Origin of the sequence: Candidatus Spongiihabitans sp., assembly GCF_965247905.1 — a bacterium.
In the GTDB taxonomy this organism is placed as follows: domain Bacteria; phylum Pseudomonadota; class Gammaproteobacteria; order Arenicellales; family Poriferihabitantaceae; genus Spongiihabitans.
The window spans coordinates 2,495,807-2,514,495 of sequence record NZ_OZ252047.1 but is presented as its reverse complement, the minus strand read 5'-3'; the positions used below and the strand labels follow the sequence as shown (position 1 = coordinate 2,514,495).

18 protein-coding genes and 2 tRNA genes are annotated in these 18,689 nt (G+C 45.7%); 15 read left to right on the top strand and 5 right to left on the bottom strand.

The window, feature by feature from the left end; all coding sequences use genetic code 11:
* Positions 1-29: 29 nt before the first annotated feature.
* From ACP158_RS12960 to ACP158_RS12925, 8 genes are all read left to right on the top strand, one after another.
* Entirely contained in the window at positions 30-152 is a 123-nt protein-coding gene (locus ACP158_RS12960) for a hypothetical protein (RefSeq protein ID WP_424946533.1), read from the top strand.
* A gap of 99 nt (positions 153-251) precedes the next feature.
* The gene (locus tag ACP158_RS12955; protein WP_424946532.1) at positions 252-1,331 is read left to right on the top strand and encodes an STAS-like domain-containing protein; all 1,080 of its coding nucleotides are present in this window, start codon (positions 252-254) and stop codon (positions 1,329-1,331) included.
* Positions 1,332-1,408: 77 nt separating this feature from the next.
* Complete coding sequence (sucC, locus tag ACP158_RS12950) at positions 1,409-2,614, top strand: ADP-forming succinate--CoA ligase subunit beta (protein WP_424946531.1); 1,206 nt, start codon at positions 1,409-1,411, stop codon at positions 2,612-2,614.
* Positions 2,614-3,498, top strand: coding sequence for a succinate--CoA ligase subunit alpha (gene sucD / locus ACP158_RS12945; RefSeq protein WP_424946530.1), 885 nt, complete (start codon positions 2,614-2,616; stop codon positions 3,496-3,498). The genes sucC and sucD overlap by 1 nt, the downstream gene beginning before the upstream one ends.
* 198 nt (positions 3,499-3,696) lie before the next feature.
* Positions 3,697-3,924: a DUF433 domain-containing protein gene (locus ACP158_RS12940; protein ID WP_424946529.1), complete on the top strand. Its 228-nt coding sequence runs from the start codon at positions 3,697-3,699 to the stop codon at positions 3,922-3,924.
* The gene (locus ACP158_RS12935; RefSeq protein ID WP_424946528.1) at positions 3,921-4,100 is read left to right on the top strand and encodes a DUF5615 family PIN-like protein; all 180 of its coding nucleotides are present in this window, start codon (positions 3,921-3,923) and stop codon (positions 4,098-4,100) included. The genes ACP158_RS12940 and ACP158_RS12935 overlap by 4 nt, the downstream gene beginning before the upstream one ends.
* Positions 4,084-4,254 (top strand): DUF5615 family PIN-like protein, encoded by a 171-nt coding sequence (locus tag ACP158_RS12930; protein ID WP_424946527.1) that lies wholly within the window; start codon positions 4,084-4,086, stop codon positions 4,252-4,254. Before ACP158_RS12935 ends, ACP158_RS12930 begins: the two co-directional genes overlap by 17 nt.
* Positions 4,254-4,421, top strand: a complete 168-nt coding sequence (locus ACP158_RS12925; protein WP_424946526.1) for a hypothetical protein — start codon at positions 4,254-4,256, stop codon at positions 4,419-4,421. The genes ACP158_RS12930 and ACP158_RS12925 overlap by 1 nt, the downstream gene beginning before the upstream one ends.
* A gap of 138 nt (positions 4,422-4,559) precedes the next feature.
* Here the strand turns inward: ACP158_RS12925 and ACP158_RS12920 are convergent, their stop codons facing one another.
* A complete protein-coding gene (locus ACP158_RS12920; RefSeq protein WP_424946525.1) occupies positions 4,560-5,081 on the bottom strand; it encodes a CinA family protein in 522 nt (173 codons plus the stop codon).
* 32 nt (positions 5,082-5,113) lie between these two features.
* Positions 5,114-7,984 carry an insulinase family protein gene (locus ACP158_RS12915; protein WP_424946524.1) on the bottom strand — a complete coding sequence of 957 codons (2,871 nt, stop codon included), beginning with the start codon at positions 7,982-7,984 and terminating at the stop codon, positions 5,114-5,116.
* A gap of 155 nt (positions 7,985-8,139) precedes the next feature.
* On the opposite strand from ACP158_RS12915, the gene hsdR reads away from it, so the two are divergent.
* The 7 genes from hsdR (at position 8,140) to ACP158_RS12880 (ending at position 16,675) form a co-directional block, all read left to right on the top strand.
* The gene (gene hsdR, locus ACP158_RS12910; RefSeq protein ID WP_424946523.1) at positions 8,140-10,527 is read left to right on the top strand and encodes an EcoAI/FtnUII family type I restriction enzme subunit R; all 2,388 of its coding nucleotides are present in this window, start codon (positions 8,140-8,142) and stop codon (positions 10,525-10,527) included.
* A 6-nt stretch (positions 10,528-10,533) separates the two neighbouring features.
* Positions 10,534-11,622: an AAA family ATPase gene (locus ACP158_RS12905; protein WP_424946522.1), complete on the top strand. Its 1,089-nt coding sequence runs from the start codon at positions 10,534-10,536 to the stop codon at positions 11,620-11,622.
* A gap of 59 nt (positions 11,623-11,681) precedes the next feature.
* A complete protein-coding gene (locus ACP158_RS12900; RefSeq protein WP_424946521.1) occupies positions 11,682-12,815 on the top strand; it encodes an AAA family ATPase in 1,134 nt (377 codons plus the stop codon).
* Complete coding sequence (locus ACP158_RS12895) at positions 12,812-14,260, top strand: N-6 DNA methylase (protein ID WP_424946520.1); 1,449 nt, start codon at positions 12,812-12,814, stop codon at positions 14,258-14,260. Before ACP158_RS12900 ends, ACP158_RS12895 begins: the two co-directional genes overlap by 4 nt.
* Positions 14,257-14,451, top strand: coding sequence for a hypothetical protein (locus tag ACP158_RS12890; RefSeq protein WP_424946519.1), 195 nt, complete (start codon positions 14,257-14,259; stop codon positions 14,449-14,451). Before ACP158_RS12895 ends, ACP158_RS12890 begins: the two co-directional genes overlap by 4 nt.
* Positions 14,452-14,708: 257 nt before the next feature.
* Positions 14,709-15,308: an NYN domain-containing protein gene (locus ACP158_RS12885; RefSeq protein ID WP_424946518.1), complete on the top strand. Its 600-nt coding sequence runs from the start codon at positions 14,709-14,711 to the stop codon at positions 15,306-15,308.
* Positions 15,305-16,675 carry a restriction endonuclease subunit S gene (locus ACP158_RS12880; protein ID WP_424946517.1) on the top strand — a complete coding sequence of 457 codons (1,371 nt, stop codon included), beginning with the start codon at positions 15,305-15,307 and terminating at the stop codon, positions 16,673-16,675. Before ACP158_RS12885 ends, ACP158_RS12880 begins: the two co-directional genes overlap by 4 nt.
* A 207-nt stretch (positions 16,676-16,882) precedes the next feature.
* On the opposite strand, the gene ACP158_RS12875 is transcribed toward ACP158_RS12880, so the two are convergent.
* The 3 genes from ACP158_RS12875 to gltX form a co-directional block, all read right to left on the bottom strand.
* Positions 16,883-16,959: transfer RNA gene (locus ACP158_RS12875), tRNA-Glu, on the bottom strand.
* A 100-nt stretch (positions 16,960-17,059) separates the two neighbouring features.
* Positions 17,060-17,135, bottom strand: a tRNA-Ala gene (locus ACP158_RS12870).
* A gap of 58 nt (positions 17,136-17,193) precedes the next feature.
* Positions 17,194-18,603, bottom strand: a complete 1,410-nt coding sequence (gene gltX / locus ACP158_RS12865) for a glutamate--tRNA ligase (protein WP_424946516.1) — start codon at positions 18,601-18,603, stop codon at positions 17,194-17,196.
* Positions 18,604-18,689 lie beyond the last annotated feature (86 nt).

Here is an 18,689-nt window from a genome sequence, read left to right as displayed (position 1 = left end):
TGAAGCCTCACTTCCGAGGGCCGTTGAAGGTGACCGCGATCAACCCGGAACTGGTCCATTACCAGTGGACCTATAATCATTACCGAGCACACGATAGTTTGGATTTAATGACGCCGATGGCGTATTATCGGCAACCCACCCTGGCGACCTGATTTTGTCGCATATGTGGTGAACCCGGACATAAGGTTGACAATAGGTCCCAACAAGGTTGACAATATGGCTTGGCAAGGTTGACAAATAACCGATGAATTGTGGCAGGCATTCGTAAAACAAGTGAAAACATTCGTCAATTTATTTTGCGCAATGTTGAGCATAATCCAAAAAATATAGCGACGCTGACTGCGCGGAAGTATCGCATTTCCCGGCAAGCGGTCAACAAGCATATCAAGCGCCTGGTTGAGCAAGATGAGCTTTTAGCGCAGGGTGCAACCCGAAACAAACATTACAGTTTAAAGCTGCTGGAAAAATGGGAGCATGCCTATATCCTGGATGAAAAATTGGCCGAGGATGCGGTATGGCGTGCGGATATTTCACCATTTGTCACTGATCTGGCGGAGAATGCCATTGATATTTGGCGCTATGGTTTTACCGAGATGCTAAACAATGCCATTGACCATTCCGCGGGCACGAAAGTCCATGTTGAGGCGAGCAAAACGGCAATAACCACCAAAATTGTAATTTATGACGATGGGGAAGGCATCTTTAAGAAGATACAACGTGAATTAGCATTAAATGATGAACGACATGCTGTGCTGGAACTCGCCAAAGGCAAGTTGACAACCGACCCCGACAACCATACGGGCGAAGGCATTTTTTTTAGCGCGCGCATGTTTGATGATTTTGCGATTTTATCCGGCGGTGTGCGCTTTTCACATGTGCCGAACGAGATGGAAGTCGGGCTATCGGAAAGTCAAAAATTTCAATCTGGCACCAGTGTTTTTATGATGTTATCGAATGATACAAAAAGAACAGAAAAACATGTTTTCGACAGTTTTACTTCGGGCGACGATTATGGCTTCACTAAAACCGTGGTGCCGGTACGCCTGGCACAGTACGGAGAAGACAAACTCGTTTCAAGGTCGCAAGCCAAAAGGTTGCTGGCCAGGGTTGAAAAATTCAGCACCGTAATTTTTGATTTCGACCAAGTTGACAGCATAGGACAAGCCTTCGCGGATGAGATATTTCGGGTATTTAAAACACGGCAGCCTGAGGTTGAACTGGTTGACTTGAATGCGAACAAGCAAGTTACGCAAATGATTAGGCGCGTGCTGTCAACCGGGTGGCGCCGGCGCGTAAGCCGACACGTAAGCCTGCCACGCAAGGGTGCATAACCGAATAACAAAGCCGGGCGGCGCATGGCTTTGTTTGATATATTGTGTCTTAACCTTAAAAAGATGAAAAAACAATCATGAACATCCACGAATATCAAGCCAAGTCGTTGCTGGCGGAGTTCGGCGTCGCCGTGCCCAAAGGCAAGGTCGCGTTCACGCTGGATGAGGCGAGCGCCGCGGCGCGCGAACTCGGCGGACCGATGTGGGTGGTCAAGGCGCAGATTCACGCCGGCGGACGCGGCCAGGGCGGCGGGGTCAAGGTGGTGGACTCGCTGGAAAAAGTGGAGCAGGCGGCGCGCGCGATTTTGGGCATGCAGTTGGTCACGCATCAGACCGGGCCCGCGGGCAAGGAAGTCAAGCGCATTTATATCGAGGACGGCTGTGACATCGCGCGCGAGTTGTATTTGGGCATGTTGGTCGACCGCGCCAGCAGCCGCGTCACCGCGATCGCGTCCACCGAAGGCGGCATGGACATTGAGGAAGTCGCGGCGCGCGCGCCGCAAAAAATCATCACGGTGGCCATAGATCCGGCCATTGGCTTGCAACCTTTCCATGCACGCAAACTGGCTTTTGCGCTGGGACTTTCCGGCACTCAGGTGCGCGCCGCGGTCGCATTTTTGAGCGCGATGTATCGGGCGTTCACCGAGTTGGACGCGAGTTTGGTGGAGATCAATCCGCTGGTGGTGACCGGCGACGGCGAGTTGCTGGCGTTGGACGCGAAGATGAATTTCGACAGCAACGGCTTGTTCCGCCACCCGCAAGTGGCAAAGTTGCGCGACCGCGACGAGGAAGACCCGGCCGAAATAGAGGCCGGCGAACATGAATTGAACTACATCAAACTGGACGGCTCCATCGGCTGCATGGTCAATGGCGCCGGCTTGGCCATGGCGACCATGGACATCATCGAGTTATACGGCGGCTCGCCGGCCAACTTTCTCGATGTCGGCGGCGGCGCCACGGCCGAGCGCGTGACCGCGGGCTTCAAGATTATTTTGTCCGACCCCAAGGTCAAGGGCATACTGGTCAATATCTTCGGCGGCATCATGCGCTGCGATGTCATCGCCGAGGGCATCGTTGCGGCGGCCAAAGAATTGACGCGGGAATCTGCTCCGCAAGTGCCGCTGGTGGTGCGGCTGGAGGGCACCAATGTTGAACAAGGAAAAGCCATTCTGGCGGATTCCGGACTGGCGATCGTGTCCGCGGACAACCTCGCCGACGCCGCCGAAAAGGTGGTGAAAATCGTCAAATCCGGCAAATCTATTTTTAACGGGGAGGCCGCATAATGTCGGTGCTGGTAGATAAAAACACGCGGCTGCTGTGCCAGGGTTTCACCGGCGCCACGGCCACCTTTCACAGCCGACAAGCCATCGAATACGGCACCAATCTGGTCGGCGGCGTGACCCCTGGAAAAGGCGGCATGACGCATCTTGACTTGCCCGTGTTCGACACGGTTGCAGAAGCGTGCGCGCAAACCGGCGCTAATGCCTCGGTGATTTATGTGCCGCCGCCGTTCGCCGCCGATGCGATTCTCGAAGCTATTGACGCCGAAATCCCGCTGGTGGTGTGCATCACCGAAGGCGTGCCGATGATGGATATGGTCAAGGTGAAAAGAATGTTGGAAAATTCGGCGACCCGCCTGATCGGCCCGAATTGTCCGGGCGTGATCACGCCGGGAAAATGCAAAATCGGCATCATGCCCGGCCATATACACCTGCCGGGTTCGGTCGGTATCGTCTCGCGCTCGGGCACCTTGACTTACGAAGCGGTGGCGCAAACCACGGCCGAAGCACTCGGGCAAAGCACCTGCATCGGCATCGGCGGCGACCCGGTCAACGGCACGAATTTCATCGACTGTCTGGAGATGTTTCTGGCCGACCCGGCGACCGAATCGATACTCATGATCGGCGAGATCGGCGGCAGCGCCGAAGAAGAGGCCGCGGAATTTCTGCGCCGCAGCAAAGTGAAGAAACCGGTCTGCGGCTTCATTGCCGGATTGACCGCGCCGCCGGGTCGGCGCATGGGCCACGCCGGCGCGATTATCGCCGGCGGCAAAGGCAGCGCCGAGGACAAGATCGAAGCCTTCAAGCAAGCCGACATCGCCGTGGCGGATTCGCCGGCGACGTTGGGCAGTACGCTGAGAAAGGCGATAGGTGGGCGCCCAAGATAAGACTCCAGAAATGCCACGAGCGCATCCAATTATCGGATTGCGAAATTGTTGTATGACACAATGGGGGGCGGGATATAGTAATGACAATATTGCTCGTTTCCTCGAAAATGCAAAACGACTCGGTTGCACAATAACACCTGAAACAAACGGCTGATGTTCCGGCGGCGGACCAGCCCGTAAAAAGTGGAGCAGAAAATTATGAACTATCAAGATTACATTGAAATCACGCCGGGCAAGCGTAGTGGCAAGCTCTGTGTCAAGGGTACACGCATTACCGTGTATGATGTTCTAGGCTGGTTGGCGCAAGGCATGAGCAATGCCGAAATCCTGAAAGATTTCCCGGAGTTGAACAGCACCCAGATTCAAGCGTGCCTGGCTTATGCGGCACAGCGTGAGCATCACCTAGTGGCGGTTTCCGCCGCATGAAGTTATTGCTCGATCAGAATCTCTCGCATCGCATCGTTCAATCATTGGCGAAGGTGTATCCTGAAAGCATGCAAGTGAGCGCGTTGCACATGAGTAACGCCACGGACCAGGAAATTTGGGACTATGCGCAACAAAACGGCTATGTGATAGTAACGCTGGATGCCGATTTTCCATGAATACAGCATGCTACAAAGCGAACCGCCGTTAATTATCTGGCTTAAATGTGGCAACCAATCAAAGGGGATCATTCTCGAAAAACTGCTGACTAATCGGGAAGTGATTGAGCAAGCATATGACAATCCTGATATATGGAGCATGGAAATTTACTAATGCAGAAAACAGATGACTACACCCGCCAGACCCTTAATATCGCCGCCACCCGGGACGTAGCAAGAGTAAAACCAATCCGCGCCCGCAAGGGCGGCACGTTGCGCCGCGCATGTCTCACTGGATTATTCGCATCATCCCTGATACTCACCCTTTCGGGGCTTGCGTGAAAAATCGCTCCAAGCGGTTTTTTCCAACTTTCGTTGGAATGACGGTGGGGGAGGTTATTCGTCCCCCGTCATTATCGGGCTTGACCCGATAATCCAGTGAAACACACGCGGCATCAGCCGCACCATTATCCGAGATCGTTATTTATATTGATTATTTGCGGAATGCTCGTTCTCCAAAATTCTTAACAGCCCGGCCAGGGAATGCGCGATAGCCTGAGAGCGCACATCATCCCGGTTGCCGCGAAATATTATCTTTTCCACTTGGACATAATTGTCTGGCCCAGTCCACCCAAAACAGACAGTACCGACCGGTTTGTCTTTGCTGCCGCCATCGGGACCGGCAATGCCCGTGACCGACAATGCATAATCGGCATCGGCATGTTTCAGTCCGCCCACCGCCATCGCTTCCGCGACTTCGTTGCTAACCGCGCCGTATTTTTCGAGTAGCGCGTAAGATACGCCGACCATTGCGGATTTCGCGGTGTTGCTATAAGTCACATAGCCGCGCTCGAACCAGTTTGAACTGCCCGCAAGCGCCGTTAAGGCATAAGCAATCCCGCCGCCGGTGCACGATTCAACCGTGGTCACGGAACGCCCCAGCCGATTCAGTTTTGCGCCAATAATGGCGACTGACTTCGCTGGCGTGTTTGCGTTGTGCATGAATATAAATTCCGATAAATTTCCTGAGGCGATCACTCAATCGTCTGCCTGAATCGAGTGGCATCCGCGGTGTCGACATAGCCTTGCGATGAAATGCGGCCATCATTAATATCGACATCGGCGCCCGAAGATTGAACCAGCAACTCGCCCGCGCGATGCGCGATGTTATCCTCATAATACGCCTGCATGTCTTGCAAGGTTAATCCGGTCACCGCATCGGCGAACTGCTGCCGCGTGTCAAATTGATATTCCTCGTCATTGATTTCACGCCAATAGCGTTGCGATCTTGCGCTTAAATTTTTGTCCTGGCGCAGTATCTTGGTCGTCAATCCCGATTTTAACCGAGCGAATTGTTGTTCGCTCATTGCATCCAGCGTTGCATTGAAGTCACCAATAAACGCATCATACAACGCGTTGATTTGCGCGGGCGAATGACTTGGACTCTGCACTGAAAATAACAAGCCCGGAGTTTGGTCTATTGTTAATGTGCTGGCGTGAACGCTGTATCCGACGCGATTGACCGTGCGCAGTTGATGATGAAAATCAGGCTCCAGCAAATGTTTCAGCAGCGAAACTTTTGCCCGTTCAAGGATGGAATCATCGTTGCCTTGAAAATAGGCGGCCAGCGCGGAATCGGAATGGTCGATGTTTAGACTGCGCAAGTAGCGTTTTGTGCGATTCAGTTTACGTATTTTTGGCTTTGCGATGTGCTCGATAAACTGACTGCTTTTCAACAAGCCGCCGAGCATCCCGCTGCGCGCTATGGCATTCTCCAGGCTGACATCGCCATGCGATAATACATTCACTTTAACTTGCCTGAATAATTGCGGCGCGAATTTTTTTACATCATCCATGGTCGCGGAATTGAGCGCCGCAATTCTTTCTTGTTCAGTCCAATACGGCTGCAACAAAAGCCGATATATTTCGTGTACCACTTGATCGGCCGGCGCGTCTTTTGAAACATTGTCTAACTCGCGAAGCAACCCGGCTTTTATGACATTGAATCTGCCTTCATCATATTCGGGATGCTCCAGCGCATCGATAATAATATCGAGGAGTTGCGATTGCTTATCCTCAAACCCGCTAATGCGCACCGAAATGCCGCGCGCGTGGCGATACAGGCTATAGTGCAAGTCGGCCAGATAGGCAGGATAAATCGTTTTGTTTAACTGGCTGTTGACCAGCCGAACATAGAGCTCGGTCAGCATCAAATTTGTCGCGCTGCTATTCGCCGGCGGCGACATGATGTTGAAATAAAAATTGGCGCGCGGCGTTGCGAATTGATGGTCGGGTTGATACCAGAGAGACACTTCGGATGGCGTGGAAATTTTTGTAGGCGTTGTTTGCGCTGAAACAATTTCAAGCACATTCAGTCGTTCCGGTATAAACGGATTTTCCGCCGGCAAGCGCAGATTTTCGTGAACGGTTTTAGTGTCCCATAAGTTCAATGTTTTCGCATCAATGGGCGCCAGCGAATACGCCACATCGTAATGCTCGGAAATTTTATCAGTCATCAAAGACTGCGCCAAAGACTGTGAAGAGACATGCAAATTAACATTATCCGGGCGCAAATAATCCAACAGCGTTTTGATTCGATTGGGCGCGAACGCTTCCATCAGATACGGTCCCCGCAACACATCTTGCGGCGGATAGCGTTGCAGTCTGGACGCCAACGACTGCGCTAATCGTCCCGGATTTTTTTCCTGCTCAAAGCGAAAGGCGATCTTTGCCAACTTGCTTTGCTCTTGAAAACGCCACGCATCAATTTTGTTTTGCTTAATCAAGTTGATTGCTTGAAACACCAGTTTGCCGATGTCCTCAATGTGATTCAGTCCCGACTCGGTCAGGTCGATGTGTATAACGAATTCACCCTGGACTTGATCCATGTATCCTGCGCCAGCGCTCAAACCCTCGACCCAGCCACGATCTTTCAATAAAGAAAACAAAGACCCGTCGCCTTCATGGCCAAGCAAATTTGCAATGTAATTCAACGGCTTTGACCGATACTCTTCATAAACAGAGGGAATGGCAAAAACAAAACTTGCCGAATGTTGCTGTTTATCAGGAATGGAATTTAAGCGCGCCGGCACCAAGTTGGCATTCATATAGGGCTGAGTAAAAATTGGCGCCGTCGCATCGCGGTCCGGAATTTGCGCAAACCGCGCCACGACCATTTGCTCCAGTTCATCCAATGACTCCCGACCCAACACCGTCAACGCCATTATGTTGGCCGAATAATATTGGTTATAAAACTTGATCAATGTTTCTCTGGCGCTGGCGTCGTCGCGGTCGCGTAACGTGTCCAATGATCCTATCGAGAATCTGGAAAACGGATGCGCCTTGTTCAACCACCGCTTTTGCACATCCATAAGTCTGCGATGCTCATTTTTTTTTCGTGATTGATATTCCGAGTGAATGATTGAACGCTCGCGCTCCACATAGACCGCATCAAAAGTCGGATCGATGAAGAATCGTGAAAACCGATCCAGCGCCAATTCAAAATGATCGACGGTAATGCTGAAATAATAGTTGGTGTGGCGGAACGATGTGAACGCATTATAATCGCCGCCATTGTTTTTTATGAAAGATTGATATTCATCGGTAGTCGGATATTTTTTTGTTCCGAGAAAAAGCATGTGCTCAAGAAAATGCGCCAACCCTTGCCAGCCTTCGGGGTCGGCGCCGCTACCCGCATAAACATCAAGCGCGGCCGCGGCCTTATCAGTTTCGCTATTGGAAATAAGCAATACCTTTAAGCGATTGTCCAACTCCAAATAACGGTATTGTTTTTTATCAATCGGGCTTTTTATCACGACAGAATTTTTGTCTACAACATCTTGCGCGCCGCTAGCATAACTTAGGCCGATGATAAAAATCAGAATGAAGCTAAATATTCGGGGCATATTGAAATTCAAAGAGTATTATAAAATTTCATAACATGGCGTTCAAATCGCCAAAAGTGTAAATTTGCGCAACAGATTTTTGCTTTTCAGTAATCATTTTTATCTGATTATATGATAACATTTTGGTAAGTTGGCAACCACTCAAGCGGCAACCCATGACCTCTAAGAAAAACCTATCGGAAAGAGACATCTGCACACAGTATATACAGCCTGCATTGGAAAGGGCGGGTTGGGATGTGCGTACTCAAATCCGGGAAGAGGTCTCATTTACCGATGGGCGAATTTATGTGAAAGGCAATCTCACAAGCAGGGGAAAGCGAAAGAGGGCGGATTATATTCTTTACTACAAACCCAATATCCCCATCGCCATCATTGAAGCGAAGGACAACAACCACTCGGTGAAAGCGGGTATTCAACAAGGCTTGGATTACGCGGAAATTTTGGACATCCCTTCGGTGTATAGCAGTAACGGCGATGGTTTTTATGAACACGACTGTACCTGCACTAATGGAAAGGTAGAAAAAGAACTTACACTCGATGAATTCCCCTCGCCGGAAACGCTTTGGCAACGCTATAAAAAATACAAAAATATCGTTACTGATGAACAGGAGCGCATCACGGGGCAAGATTATTTCTTTGACGGTAGCGGCAAGGCGCCGCGTTACTATCAGCAAATTGCCATCAATAGAACAGTGGAGTCCATAGCTCAAGGAAAAAATAGAATTTTGCTGACCATGGCAACAGGAACCGGAAAAACCTATACCGCCTTTCATATCATTTATCGCTTGTGGAAAAGTAAAACCAAAAAACGAGTTTTATTTCTCGCCGATAGAAATGTGTTGATTGGGCAGGCAATGCGTAACGATTTTCGTCATTTCAAGAAAATCATGACACATATCAAACAAAAAAAGATCGACAAGTCATACGAAATTTACTTTGCCCTGTATCAGGGTTTAACCGATTATGATGAAGATAAAGACGCCTATCGGAAATTCAGTCAAGATTTCTTTGATCTTGTTGTGATTGATGAATGTCATCGTGGCAGTGCCGCTGAGAACAGTGCTTGGCGTGAAATTCTCACCTATTTTTCTAAAGCCACGCATATTGGTTTAACCGCCACACCTAAAGAAACCAAAACAATATCCAGTACCGAATACTTTGGTGACCCCGTCTATACCTATTCACTCAGGCAAGGTATACAAGACGGTTTTCTTGCGCCTTACAAAGTCTTACGAGTTGGCTTGAATGTTGACCTTGAAGGTTGGCGACCTGAACAGGGTAAAACCGATAAACAAGGGCGTGTGATTGAAGACCGCCCCTATAATCTCAAAGACTATGACAAAAATCTGGTTATTGATGAACGAACTGAAACCGTTGCCCGAAAGGTAAGCGAGTTTCTTAAAAAGACCAATCGCTTTGATAAAACCATTATTTTCTGCGTAGATATTGATCATGCCCAACGAATGCGCGCCGTTGTCGCCAATGAAAACAGCGACCTGACGGCAGAAAACAGCAAATATGTTATGCAAATCACGGGCGATAATGACGAAGGCAAACGCGAACTGGATAACTTCATCAATCCTGAAGAAAGGTATCCTGTTATTGCCACCACCTCAAAACTGATGACCACAGGCGTCGACGCTCAAACCTGCAAACTAATTGTGCTTGATAGCAATATCGGCTCCATGACTGAATTCAAACAGATCATCGGACGCGGCACGCGCATCAATGAAGAGTTCGGCAAAACTTTTTTCACCATCATGGATTTTCGCAAGGTCACGGACCTGTTTGCAGATCCTGATTTTGACGGCGACCCTATCAGGGTCAAAGAACTTGGAGAAGATGACGAATTTGAATCACCAGAAAATGAAATGAATGCCGACGGACCAATTATAGACGAGGATGGCGAAGAAGTTATTTTTGATATACCTGAAACGCTAGACCTCATTGACGGTGGTGATATTGTTGCCGAACCAATAGAAAAATACTACGTCAATGGCGTGAATGTCGCGGTGCTCAATGAACGTATCCAATACATGGACGGCAACGGCAAACTCATCACCAATAACCTTAAAGACTACACTCGCCAAAAAGTCCGTGAACAGTATAAATCGCTTGACGATTTTCTAAACAAATGGAACGCGGCTGACAAAAAGCGCGTCATCATTGAAGAACTTACCGAGCAAGGTATAGTGTATGAAAATCTCAAAGAGGCGATTAACAAAGAGATGGATATTTTTGACATGATCTGTCACACCGCATTTGATCAACCGCCCTTGAGCAGAGCGGAACGGGCAAACAATGTTAAAAAACGCAACTACTTCACCAAGCATGGCGAACAAGCACGCGCGGTATTGGATGCCTTGCTTGATAAATATGCCGATGAGGGTATTGAGAACATCGAAGATATGAATATTCTGCAAGTCAATCCGTTGAACCGATTCGGAACACCGCATGAGATTGTTGAGTTGTTTGGTGGGAAGCAAGGGTATATGACTGCTCTGAAGGAGTTGGAACGAGAGATTTATAGGAAAGCGGGATAAACAGAAATGATTACTAAAATAAATAAAATTAAAAATCTTGGGATTTTCAAAGATTATTCTGTAAGCAATGATATCCCAGATTTTAAAAGGTTTAATTTGATTTATGGTTTGAATGCATCGGGAAAAACGACATTTTCCGAGATATTCACAATGTTTAATGGATATAGGTTAGAAGGTTTTCATGATGTTGAATATAAGTTCGTGGCTGAGCAACAAAGTTATTCTCAAAGTGAATTATACGATAAAAATATACGAGTATTTAATAAGAGGTATATTTCTGAAAATGTTGATGTCGTTGAAGGAACAGCAAACTCAATCATTATACTTGGCAAACAAAATATAGAATTAAATGAAAAAATAGAGCAGGATGAACAAATATTGGGTGGGAAAAAAAGAGAATTAGAGTTAAAAGAAAAGGAACTTTCCGACAAAGAAAGAGAAAAGAATGGAAAATTCACAGATGTTGCAAGAACTATTAGTGAGGGAATAAGTGGAGTATCAGCGAGAACTTATAATAAAAAAAATGCTGAAAATGCGTACAGATTACTAGGTAGAAAACAAATACTGTCAAATGAGGAAAAACTATCTCATTCCGAAACTTTAAGGCAAGAACAAAAAGAAGTGCTTACGCTGATTGATGAAAATATTTCGGACAATTTAGATGAGATTGTTGAGAGTTCAAAAGCTCTTTTGGGGAAAACGGTTGAAACGATGGTCAACGAAAGACTCAAAGACCATCCAGATATTTCCAAGTGGGTTGAAGAAGGGATTGATTTACATAAGCGACATGAATCAAATAACTGTGAATTTTGTGATCAACCATTACCGGGAAATAGAATTCCTGACTTGCTTTCTTATTTTAATGCTGCCGATAAATCTCTTAAGCGTGATATCGACTCGATGCTTTCTAAAATTAGAGCACTTTGTTCTGAAATCAGCGAACTAAAAATTATGGACAAAGCAAATCTATACTCTGATTTCCAAGAGGAATATGTAGTGGTGATAGACGATATTGCTATCCGCAAAGGAGAATTATTATCAAAACTTGCAAGTTTAGTAAAAGAGGTAGACATAAAAAAACAACGACCCCTGTAGCATTACAAATTGACATTGATGCAACTCTATTAATATCGTCAATAGTCAAAGCAAATTCATTGATTACATGCTGCAATGAAAAAACTAAAAATTTTTCTGATACAAGGAAAGCATCAGAAAGAAAATTAGAAGATCATTATGTAAGTGTAATATATGATGACGTAGAAGCATTAAAAGATAATATCAAGGATTTGAATGAAAATATCAAACATCTCAAGGAAGGAAATCCAGACGATCCTAATGATATGGGGATAGGTGCTATTGAAAGTCGGATCATAGAAAATAAAATCAAAATGTCTGCTTCTGGAATAGCTTGTGAAAAAATAAACGATCAATTGAAAACGTTTCTCGGTAGAGACGAGATAACTTTTGAAGTTTCTAAAAAAGAACACATAAAAGAAGAATACATAAAAGAAGAATACATAAAAGAAGAATACATAAAAGAAGAATACATAAAAGAAGAATACATAATTAAACGAAATGGGGATGTAGCTAAAAATCTCAGCGAAAGTGAAAAAACAGCAATTGCTTTTGTGTATTTTACAATTCACTTGGAAGATCAAGATTTTGACATCAATAATGGAATCGTTGTTATTGACGATCCAATTTCAAGTTTGGATTCTAATTCAATGTTTCAGTCATTTGCCTTTTTGAAAAATTCGGTAAAAGATGCGCATCAGGGTTTTATGTTAACGCATAATTTTGAATTCTTAAAATTGTTGCTTGGCTGGATGGATAGTAAGTCAAAACATAGTAGTTACTATATGATTAATAATCACTATGATTTAGATAATGGACGAGTTGCGAGGTTAGATGTTTTGGACAACTTGTTGCAGAAATACGATACTGAGTACCAATATCTGTTTAAAGTTTTGTATAATTTTGAGTCAAAAGGAACCATAGAATCTGTTTACCATATCCCGAATATAGCTAGAAAAGTGTTGGAAAACTTCTTGGCAATAATGGTTCCTGATAGTGGAAACATGCAAAAAAAGCTAGAACAAATAGATTTTGATGAGAATAAAAAAACGGCTATTTATAAATTTACAAACAGCCAGTCGCACATGACTGGTGGCGGATTTGATCCTTCTCTTGTGCCTGAATGTCAAAAAAATGTGAAGTATTTATTGGAAATGATGGAAGAAGTGTTTCCAAAGCACTTTAAGGTATTGCAAGAAGCAGTCAACAAATGACCAACTTCACCGGCATCGTTAAATCCATCCGCAATATCATGCGGCAGGATGTTGGCACGGGTAGCGATGAATTACGCATTCTGCAACTCGGCTGGATGTTGTTTCTCAAAATATTCAGCGATAAAGACAAAGAACTGGAACTTCTACAGGACGATTACATTTCTCCCATCCCGCAAGGGTTGCATTGGGACGAATGGGCTGGCGATGACGAAGGGATGACCGGCGATGAATTACTTGCCTTCGTTGACCGGAAACTTTTTCCCAAGTTGGCGAACATTGATCTTTCCACCGGCAACAAACGCGCCGTGTTGGTGCGTGAAGTTTTTGCCAATAACTACAACTATATGAAATCCGGTATTCACCTGCGCCAGGTGATTAACCATCTCAATGGAATTGATTTCAACAACAGCAAGGACAAGCAGATTTTCGGGCAGATTTACGAAACCTTTTTGGGCGAACTGCAAAGCGCGGGCACTCTGGGCGAATTTTATACGCCGCGTGCGATTACCAGATTGCTAACCGAACTCACTGACCCCAAACCGCACGAGAAAATACTCGATCCTTCGTGCGGCACTGGCGGATTTCTAACCGCCGCCTTGGAGCATCTCAAAGTCAAAGCCACTAATCTAAAAAAACGCACCGCCATACAAGATAGCATCATCGGCTGGGAATACAAACCGCTACCGTATCTGCTGTGTAATACCAATTTAATCTTGCACGACATCAACCAGCCGAACATTCGATATGACGATTCACTGGCGCGCCCCTTAACCGAATATCGTGAAAAAGATCGCGTCCATATCATTCTGACCAATCCGCCTTTTGGCGGTGTGGTGTCAAACAACAACGAAAACAACTTCCCGCAAACTTATCGCACCAAAGAATCGGCTGACCTGTTTTTGATTCTGATGATTCACTTGCTTAAAACCGATGGCAGGGCAGCCATTGTTTTGCCCGACGGCTCACTCACGGGCGATGGCGTCAAGCAACGCATCCGTCAAAAACTGCTGGAAGATTGCAACCTGCACACCATTATCCGTCTGCCCAATTCGGTGTTCCAGCCATATGCGTCGGTTGCGACTAATTTGCTATTCTTCACCAAAGGCGAGGCGACAAAAACCATCTGGTATTACCAGCATCAACTGCCGGAAGGATACAAGTCCTACTCTAAAACCAAACCGATACAGGTCGCAGAGTTTGACAACTTGAAAAAGTGGTGGCGCAAGCGAAAAGAAAACGAACAGGCATGGAAAGTGGACATCAAGACCATTATCCAAAGCGGGTATAATCTTGATATTAAAAACCCACATCAGCCAGAACCAGAAAAGTCATATTCCAGCGTCGAGTTATTGGGATTACTTCATCACTCGTTTAATAAAAGCGATACACTCATCAATCAAATCAGCGAGCAACTAACTCCATATCAAGTCGGGAAGAACGAATGAACCATATCAATGGTATGCAAAAAAAAGTTACCAAGGATAAACAGAAACAGCCAAAAGAGCCTAATGGCACAAGGCTCGCTCTACTCATGCAAGAGGCAGCGTCCAAAAACCTGTTCTCGTATATTGAAGATCCTGCAGCCTGGCAGCGCAAAATTCGCAAGGACAGGCCATTGCCCGGAAGGGATGATTAATGTTTACTATACCCGGGCATCATCCGTTGGGAGATTTCGGGCAGGAATCAGGATATGGAGAAACGCCATACCACAAAAAAAGACAGCCGCGTTAGTGGCGGCTGTCGACCGGGGGTCCTGTGAAGGATGCCATCGGGGTGGTAGGCGCATTTTCCCATACTTTACACGCTTGTCAAGCCCTATTTTCAAAAAACTTTACAGGCTTGTTAAGTCCTTGTTAACCCTTTGTTTTATAGTAAATTTCAGGAGAAAATAGCATGAAAAAGGTCATGGTTTATATTGACGGTTTCAATCTGTATTACGGTATTCGCAGCATCGGCAAGGCGAGCCTGAAATGGTTGGATGTTGAAAAGTTGGCACAAAGTTTTTTGAGGCACAACTCTCATTTGGAGCAGGTTAAGTATTTTACCGCAATGATTAAGGGAATAGGAGATGAAATCCCTCGACAAAAGTTGTATCTTCAGGCATTAGAGCATCACTGCAATAACTTGATCATTATCAAAGGTCATTTTTTAAGTAAAGGAGAAATTTGCCGAAAGTGTAATCATTACAATTCAACATTTGAAGAAAAGAAAACTGATGTCAATATTGCTTGTGAGATGTTATCTGATGCGTATGAAAATCGGTTTGATGTCGCTTTTTTAGTCAGTGGCGATAGTGATTTGGTGCCGGCGGTAGAAAAAGTCATAGCCATTGGGAAAATAGTTATTGTTGCTAGTCCGCCACAACGAAGAAATTCCAAACTTAATCAGGTAGCGACCAATAGTTTTGATATCGACCCCAACCGACTAAAAAAATGTCTGTTGCCTGCAGAAATTCCTGTCAAAAAAGGAAAAATCGTCATGCCGGAAGAATGAAAACGCTGAATACGATGAGTGCGAGATGGAAAAAAACAAAGATCGGCCAGTTTCTTTTTGAGCGTGAAGGAAAATATCGGCCAGATGATGAAATAGTCACCGGGATAAAACGTATAGATAAAATTGATTTCTCCGGTAATTTTCATATCGCAACCAAGCCCAGTAAAACGAATATGATTTTAGTTAAGCCTGGTGATTTTGTTATTTCAGGCATTAATGTATCAAAGGGTGCAATGGGAATTTATACTGGCAAAGAAAATATAACTGCAACCATTCATTACTCTTCCTATACTTTCGATATTGAACAAATTAATGTCGAGTATTTCAAACGTTTCCTGAAAAGTCTGGAATTTGTCAGATTGTTGCAAGAACAAGTCAAGGGAGGAATCAAAACGGAAATAAAGCCGAAGCACATTCTGCAGATTGAAATTGATCTGCCTGATATTGAGGAGCAACAAAGAATTGTTTCGTATTTCCAAAACATAGAAACAGAGGACAAAGAATTACAAGAAGAGATAGGCCACCAACAAACTCTATTAAAAAACCTCCGTCAGCAGATTTTGCAGGAGGCCATTGAGGGCAAACTCACCGCCGAGTGGCGACAGCAAAACCCTGATGTTGAACCCGCCAACGAACTGCTATCGCGCATACAAGCAGAAAAAGAGCAGTTGATTAAAGACAAGAAAATCAAAAAACAAAAACCACTGCCGCCAATTAGTGATGAAGAAAAACCTTTTGATTTGCCTGATGGGTGGGTTTGGTGTCGGTTGGGTGATGCTGGTTTAATAAACCCTAGAAACAATGCTGATGACAAAAATATAGCAGGGTTTTCGCCAATGCCTTATGTTAATCACAAGTTTGGTATCCACCCAAGATTTCAAACTCGGGAATGGGGTGAAATAAAAAAAGGATTCACGCACTTTGCCGAAAACGACATCATAATTGCAAAAATAACTCCATGCTTTGAAAACTCAAAAGCTGGAATTATTCAAAATATTCCTGGAAGCATTGGAGCAGGAACAACTGAACTCCATGTAGTAAGAGTGAATATCGACGATATATTGCCAGAATATGTATACATTTTAGTGAAGATAGAATCATTTCTAATCAATGGGAAAAAATTGATGAAAGGAGCGGTGGGCCAAAAACGAGTTCCTAAAGAGTATATTGAAAAATTAATTATCCCCCTCCCACCACTCCCCGAACAAAAAGCCGTCGCCACCAAAGTCGAAAAACTTCTCACTCTCTGCGATCAAATGGAAACACAAATCACCGTCAGCCAAACTTATGCCAAACAACTGATGCAGGCGGTGTTAAAAGAAGCCTTTTCACAAAACAGTGCAGAATCAAAACAAACAGCAATGTAAGGTGGGTTCTACCCACCGAGCGGGTGCAAGCCACTGTTTTGTTCTTGAAATGGTGGGTCAAACCCACCCTATATGATGATATGCAAATAAAAAGGGAATGGGTTAAATCGTTGTCGCCGGGTTATAAACCCTCCTCGACGAGGGCGGAAATAAACCATCCCGCACAAAAACTAAAAGGGTTAGTTTTTACGCTAACCCTTTATTTTATGGCGTCCCCAAGGGGATTCGAACCCCTGTTGCCGCCGTGAAAGGGCAGTGTCCTAGGCCGACTAGACGATGGGGACAATTAAATTGTCAATGGATATTACTGCACGCAAATTATTATTCGTGACTCACTTTATCCAAGAATCGGTAATCCAGGAATCGGTTCTTAGAAAGAATAGTTGGTGGAGCCAGGCGGGCTCGAACCGCCGACCTCAACACTGCCAGTGTTGCGCTCTCCCAGCTGAGCTATGGCCCCGGAAGAGGGTGTGTATTCTAATGGCTGGTATAAGTACAATCAAGAATTATTCGCGGGATTATTGAAGGCTTTGTGCTATGAATTTAATGGCTTTTTCGATGCGCTCCAGCGTTCGATGCTTGCCCACTAATTTCACTGTTACGTCAATTGATGGGGTTGCCGACGAGCCCGATATAGCGATACGAAGGGGTTGCGCCAAGTCGCCTAGTTTAACGTTTTCTGTATCCATAACATTATTGATTGCCTGATTGATGTGCGCTTCGTCCCATTCATCTATCCTCGCTAATTGGCTATGCACAACGGATAGCAAATTGCCTGATTCCGGTTTTATATTCTTTTTCACTGCTTTGGGATCGTAGCCGTCAAAATCTTTATAAAGATACGTAATCTTGTCCGCCATTTCTTCCAGGGTTTGCGCCCGCTCCCGCATCACTTCCACTACTTCATTCAGGTCCGGGCCATCGCCTAACCCGAGGCCTCGACGGTTCAGAATTTTCGCCATTTCTTTTGCCAAGCGCGCCTGATCCGCGTTGACGATGTATTGTTGATTGACCCATAACAGTTTTTCCAGGTTAAACGCGGCGGGCGATTTATTGATGTCCTTAATATCAAATAGTTCGATCATTTCATCGAAATCAAATATTTCCTGATCGCCGTGCGACCATCCCAATCTCACCAGATAATTTAATAATGCTTCGGGCAAAATTCCCATGGCGCGATAATCCAGAACGCTGACCGCGCCGTGGCGCTTCGACAAGCGTTGCCCGTCTTTGCCGAGGATAAGCGGAACGTGAGCGAACACCGGCAACTTGGCTTTTAGCGCATGAAAGATATTAATTTGCCGCGGGGTGTTGTTGATATGATCCTCGCCGCGCACGACATGGGTAATGCCCATGTCAATATCATCCACCACCACGGTTAAATTATAGGTCGGCGCGCCATCGGTTCTGGCCAGAATTAAATCATCCATCTCTGCGTTTGCAATTTCTACCCGACCGCGCACAACATCATTAAATACTACGGTCCCTTGTGATGGATTTTTAAATCTTACTACGGCCTCTTCGTGGTTGTCGGGAATACGATTTAATTCTCGACAGCGACCATCGTATTTCGGCTTCTCTCCACTTTTCCGTTGCGCGCCGCGCACCTCGTCCAGCCGTTGCTTGCTGCAAAAACAATAATAGGCATCACTCTGTTTAAGCAATTGAGCGATTATTTCACCATATCGGTCGAATCGCTTGGTCTGATAATAGGGTCCTTTATTCCAGGTCAGGCCGAGCCATTTCATAGATTCCAGAATAACGTCAATAGCCGCCTGAGTGGATCGTTCTTGATCGGTATCTTCAATTCGCAATACCATTTCGCCGCCGGTTTTGCGCGCGTATAACCAGTTGAATAACGCAGTGCGCGCGCCGCCGATGTGGAGAGAACCTGTCGGACTTGGCGGAAATCGCGTGATGGTTTGCATTAACGGTAATTACCTCTGCGGCTTGGATAATCCAGCGGATTCTACTTTATTTTATAGAGTTTTGGTGATTATGCTATTCACTTTGA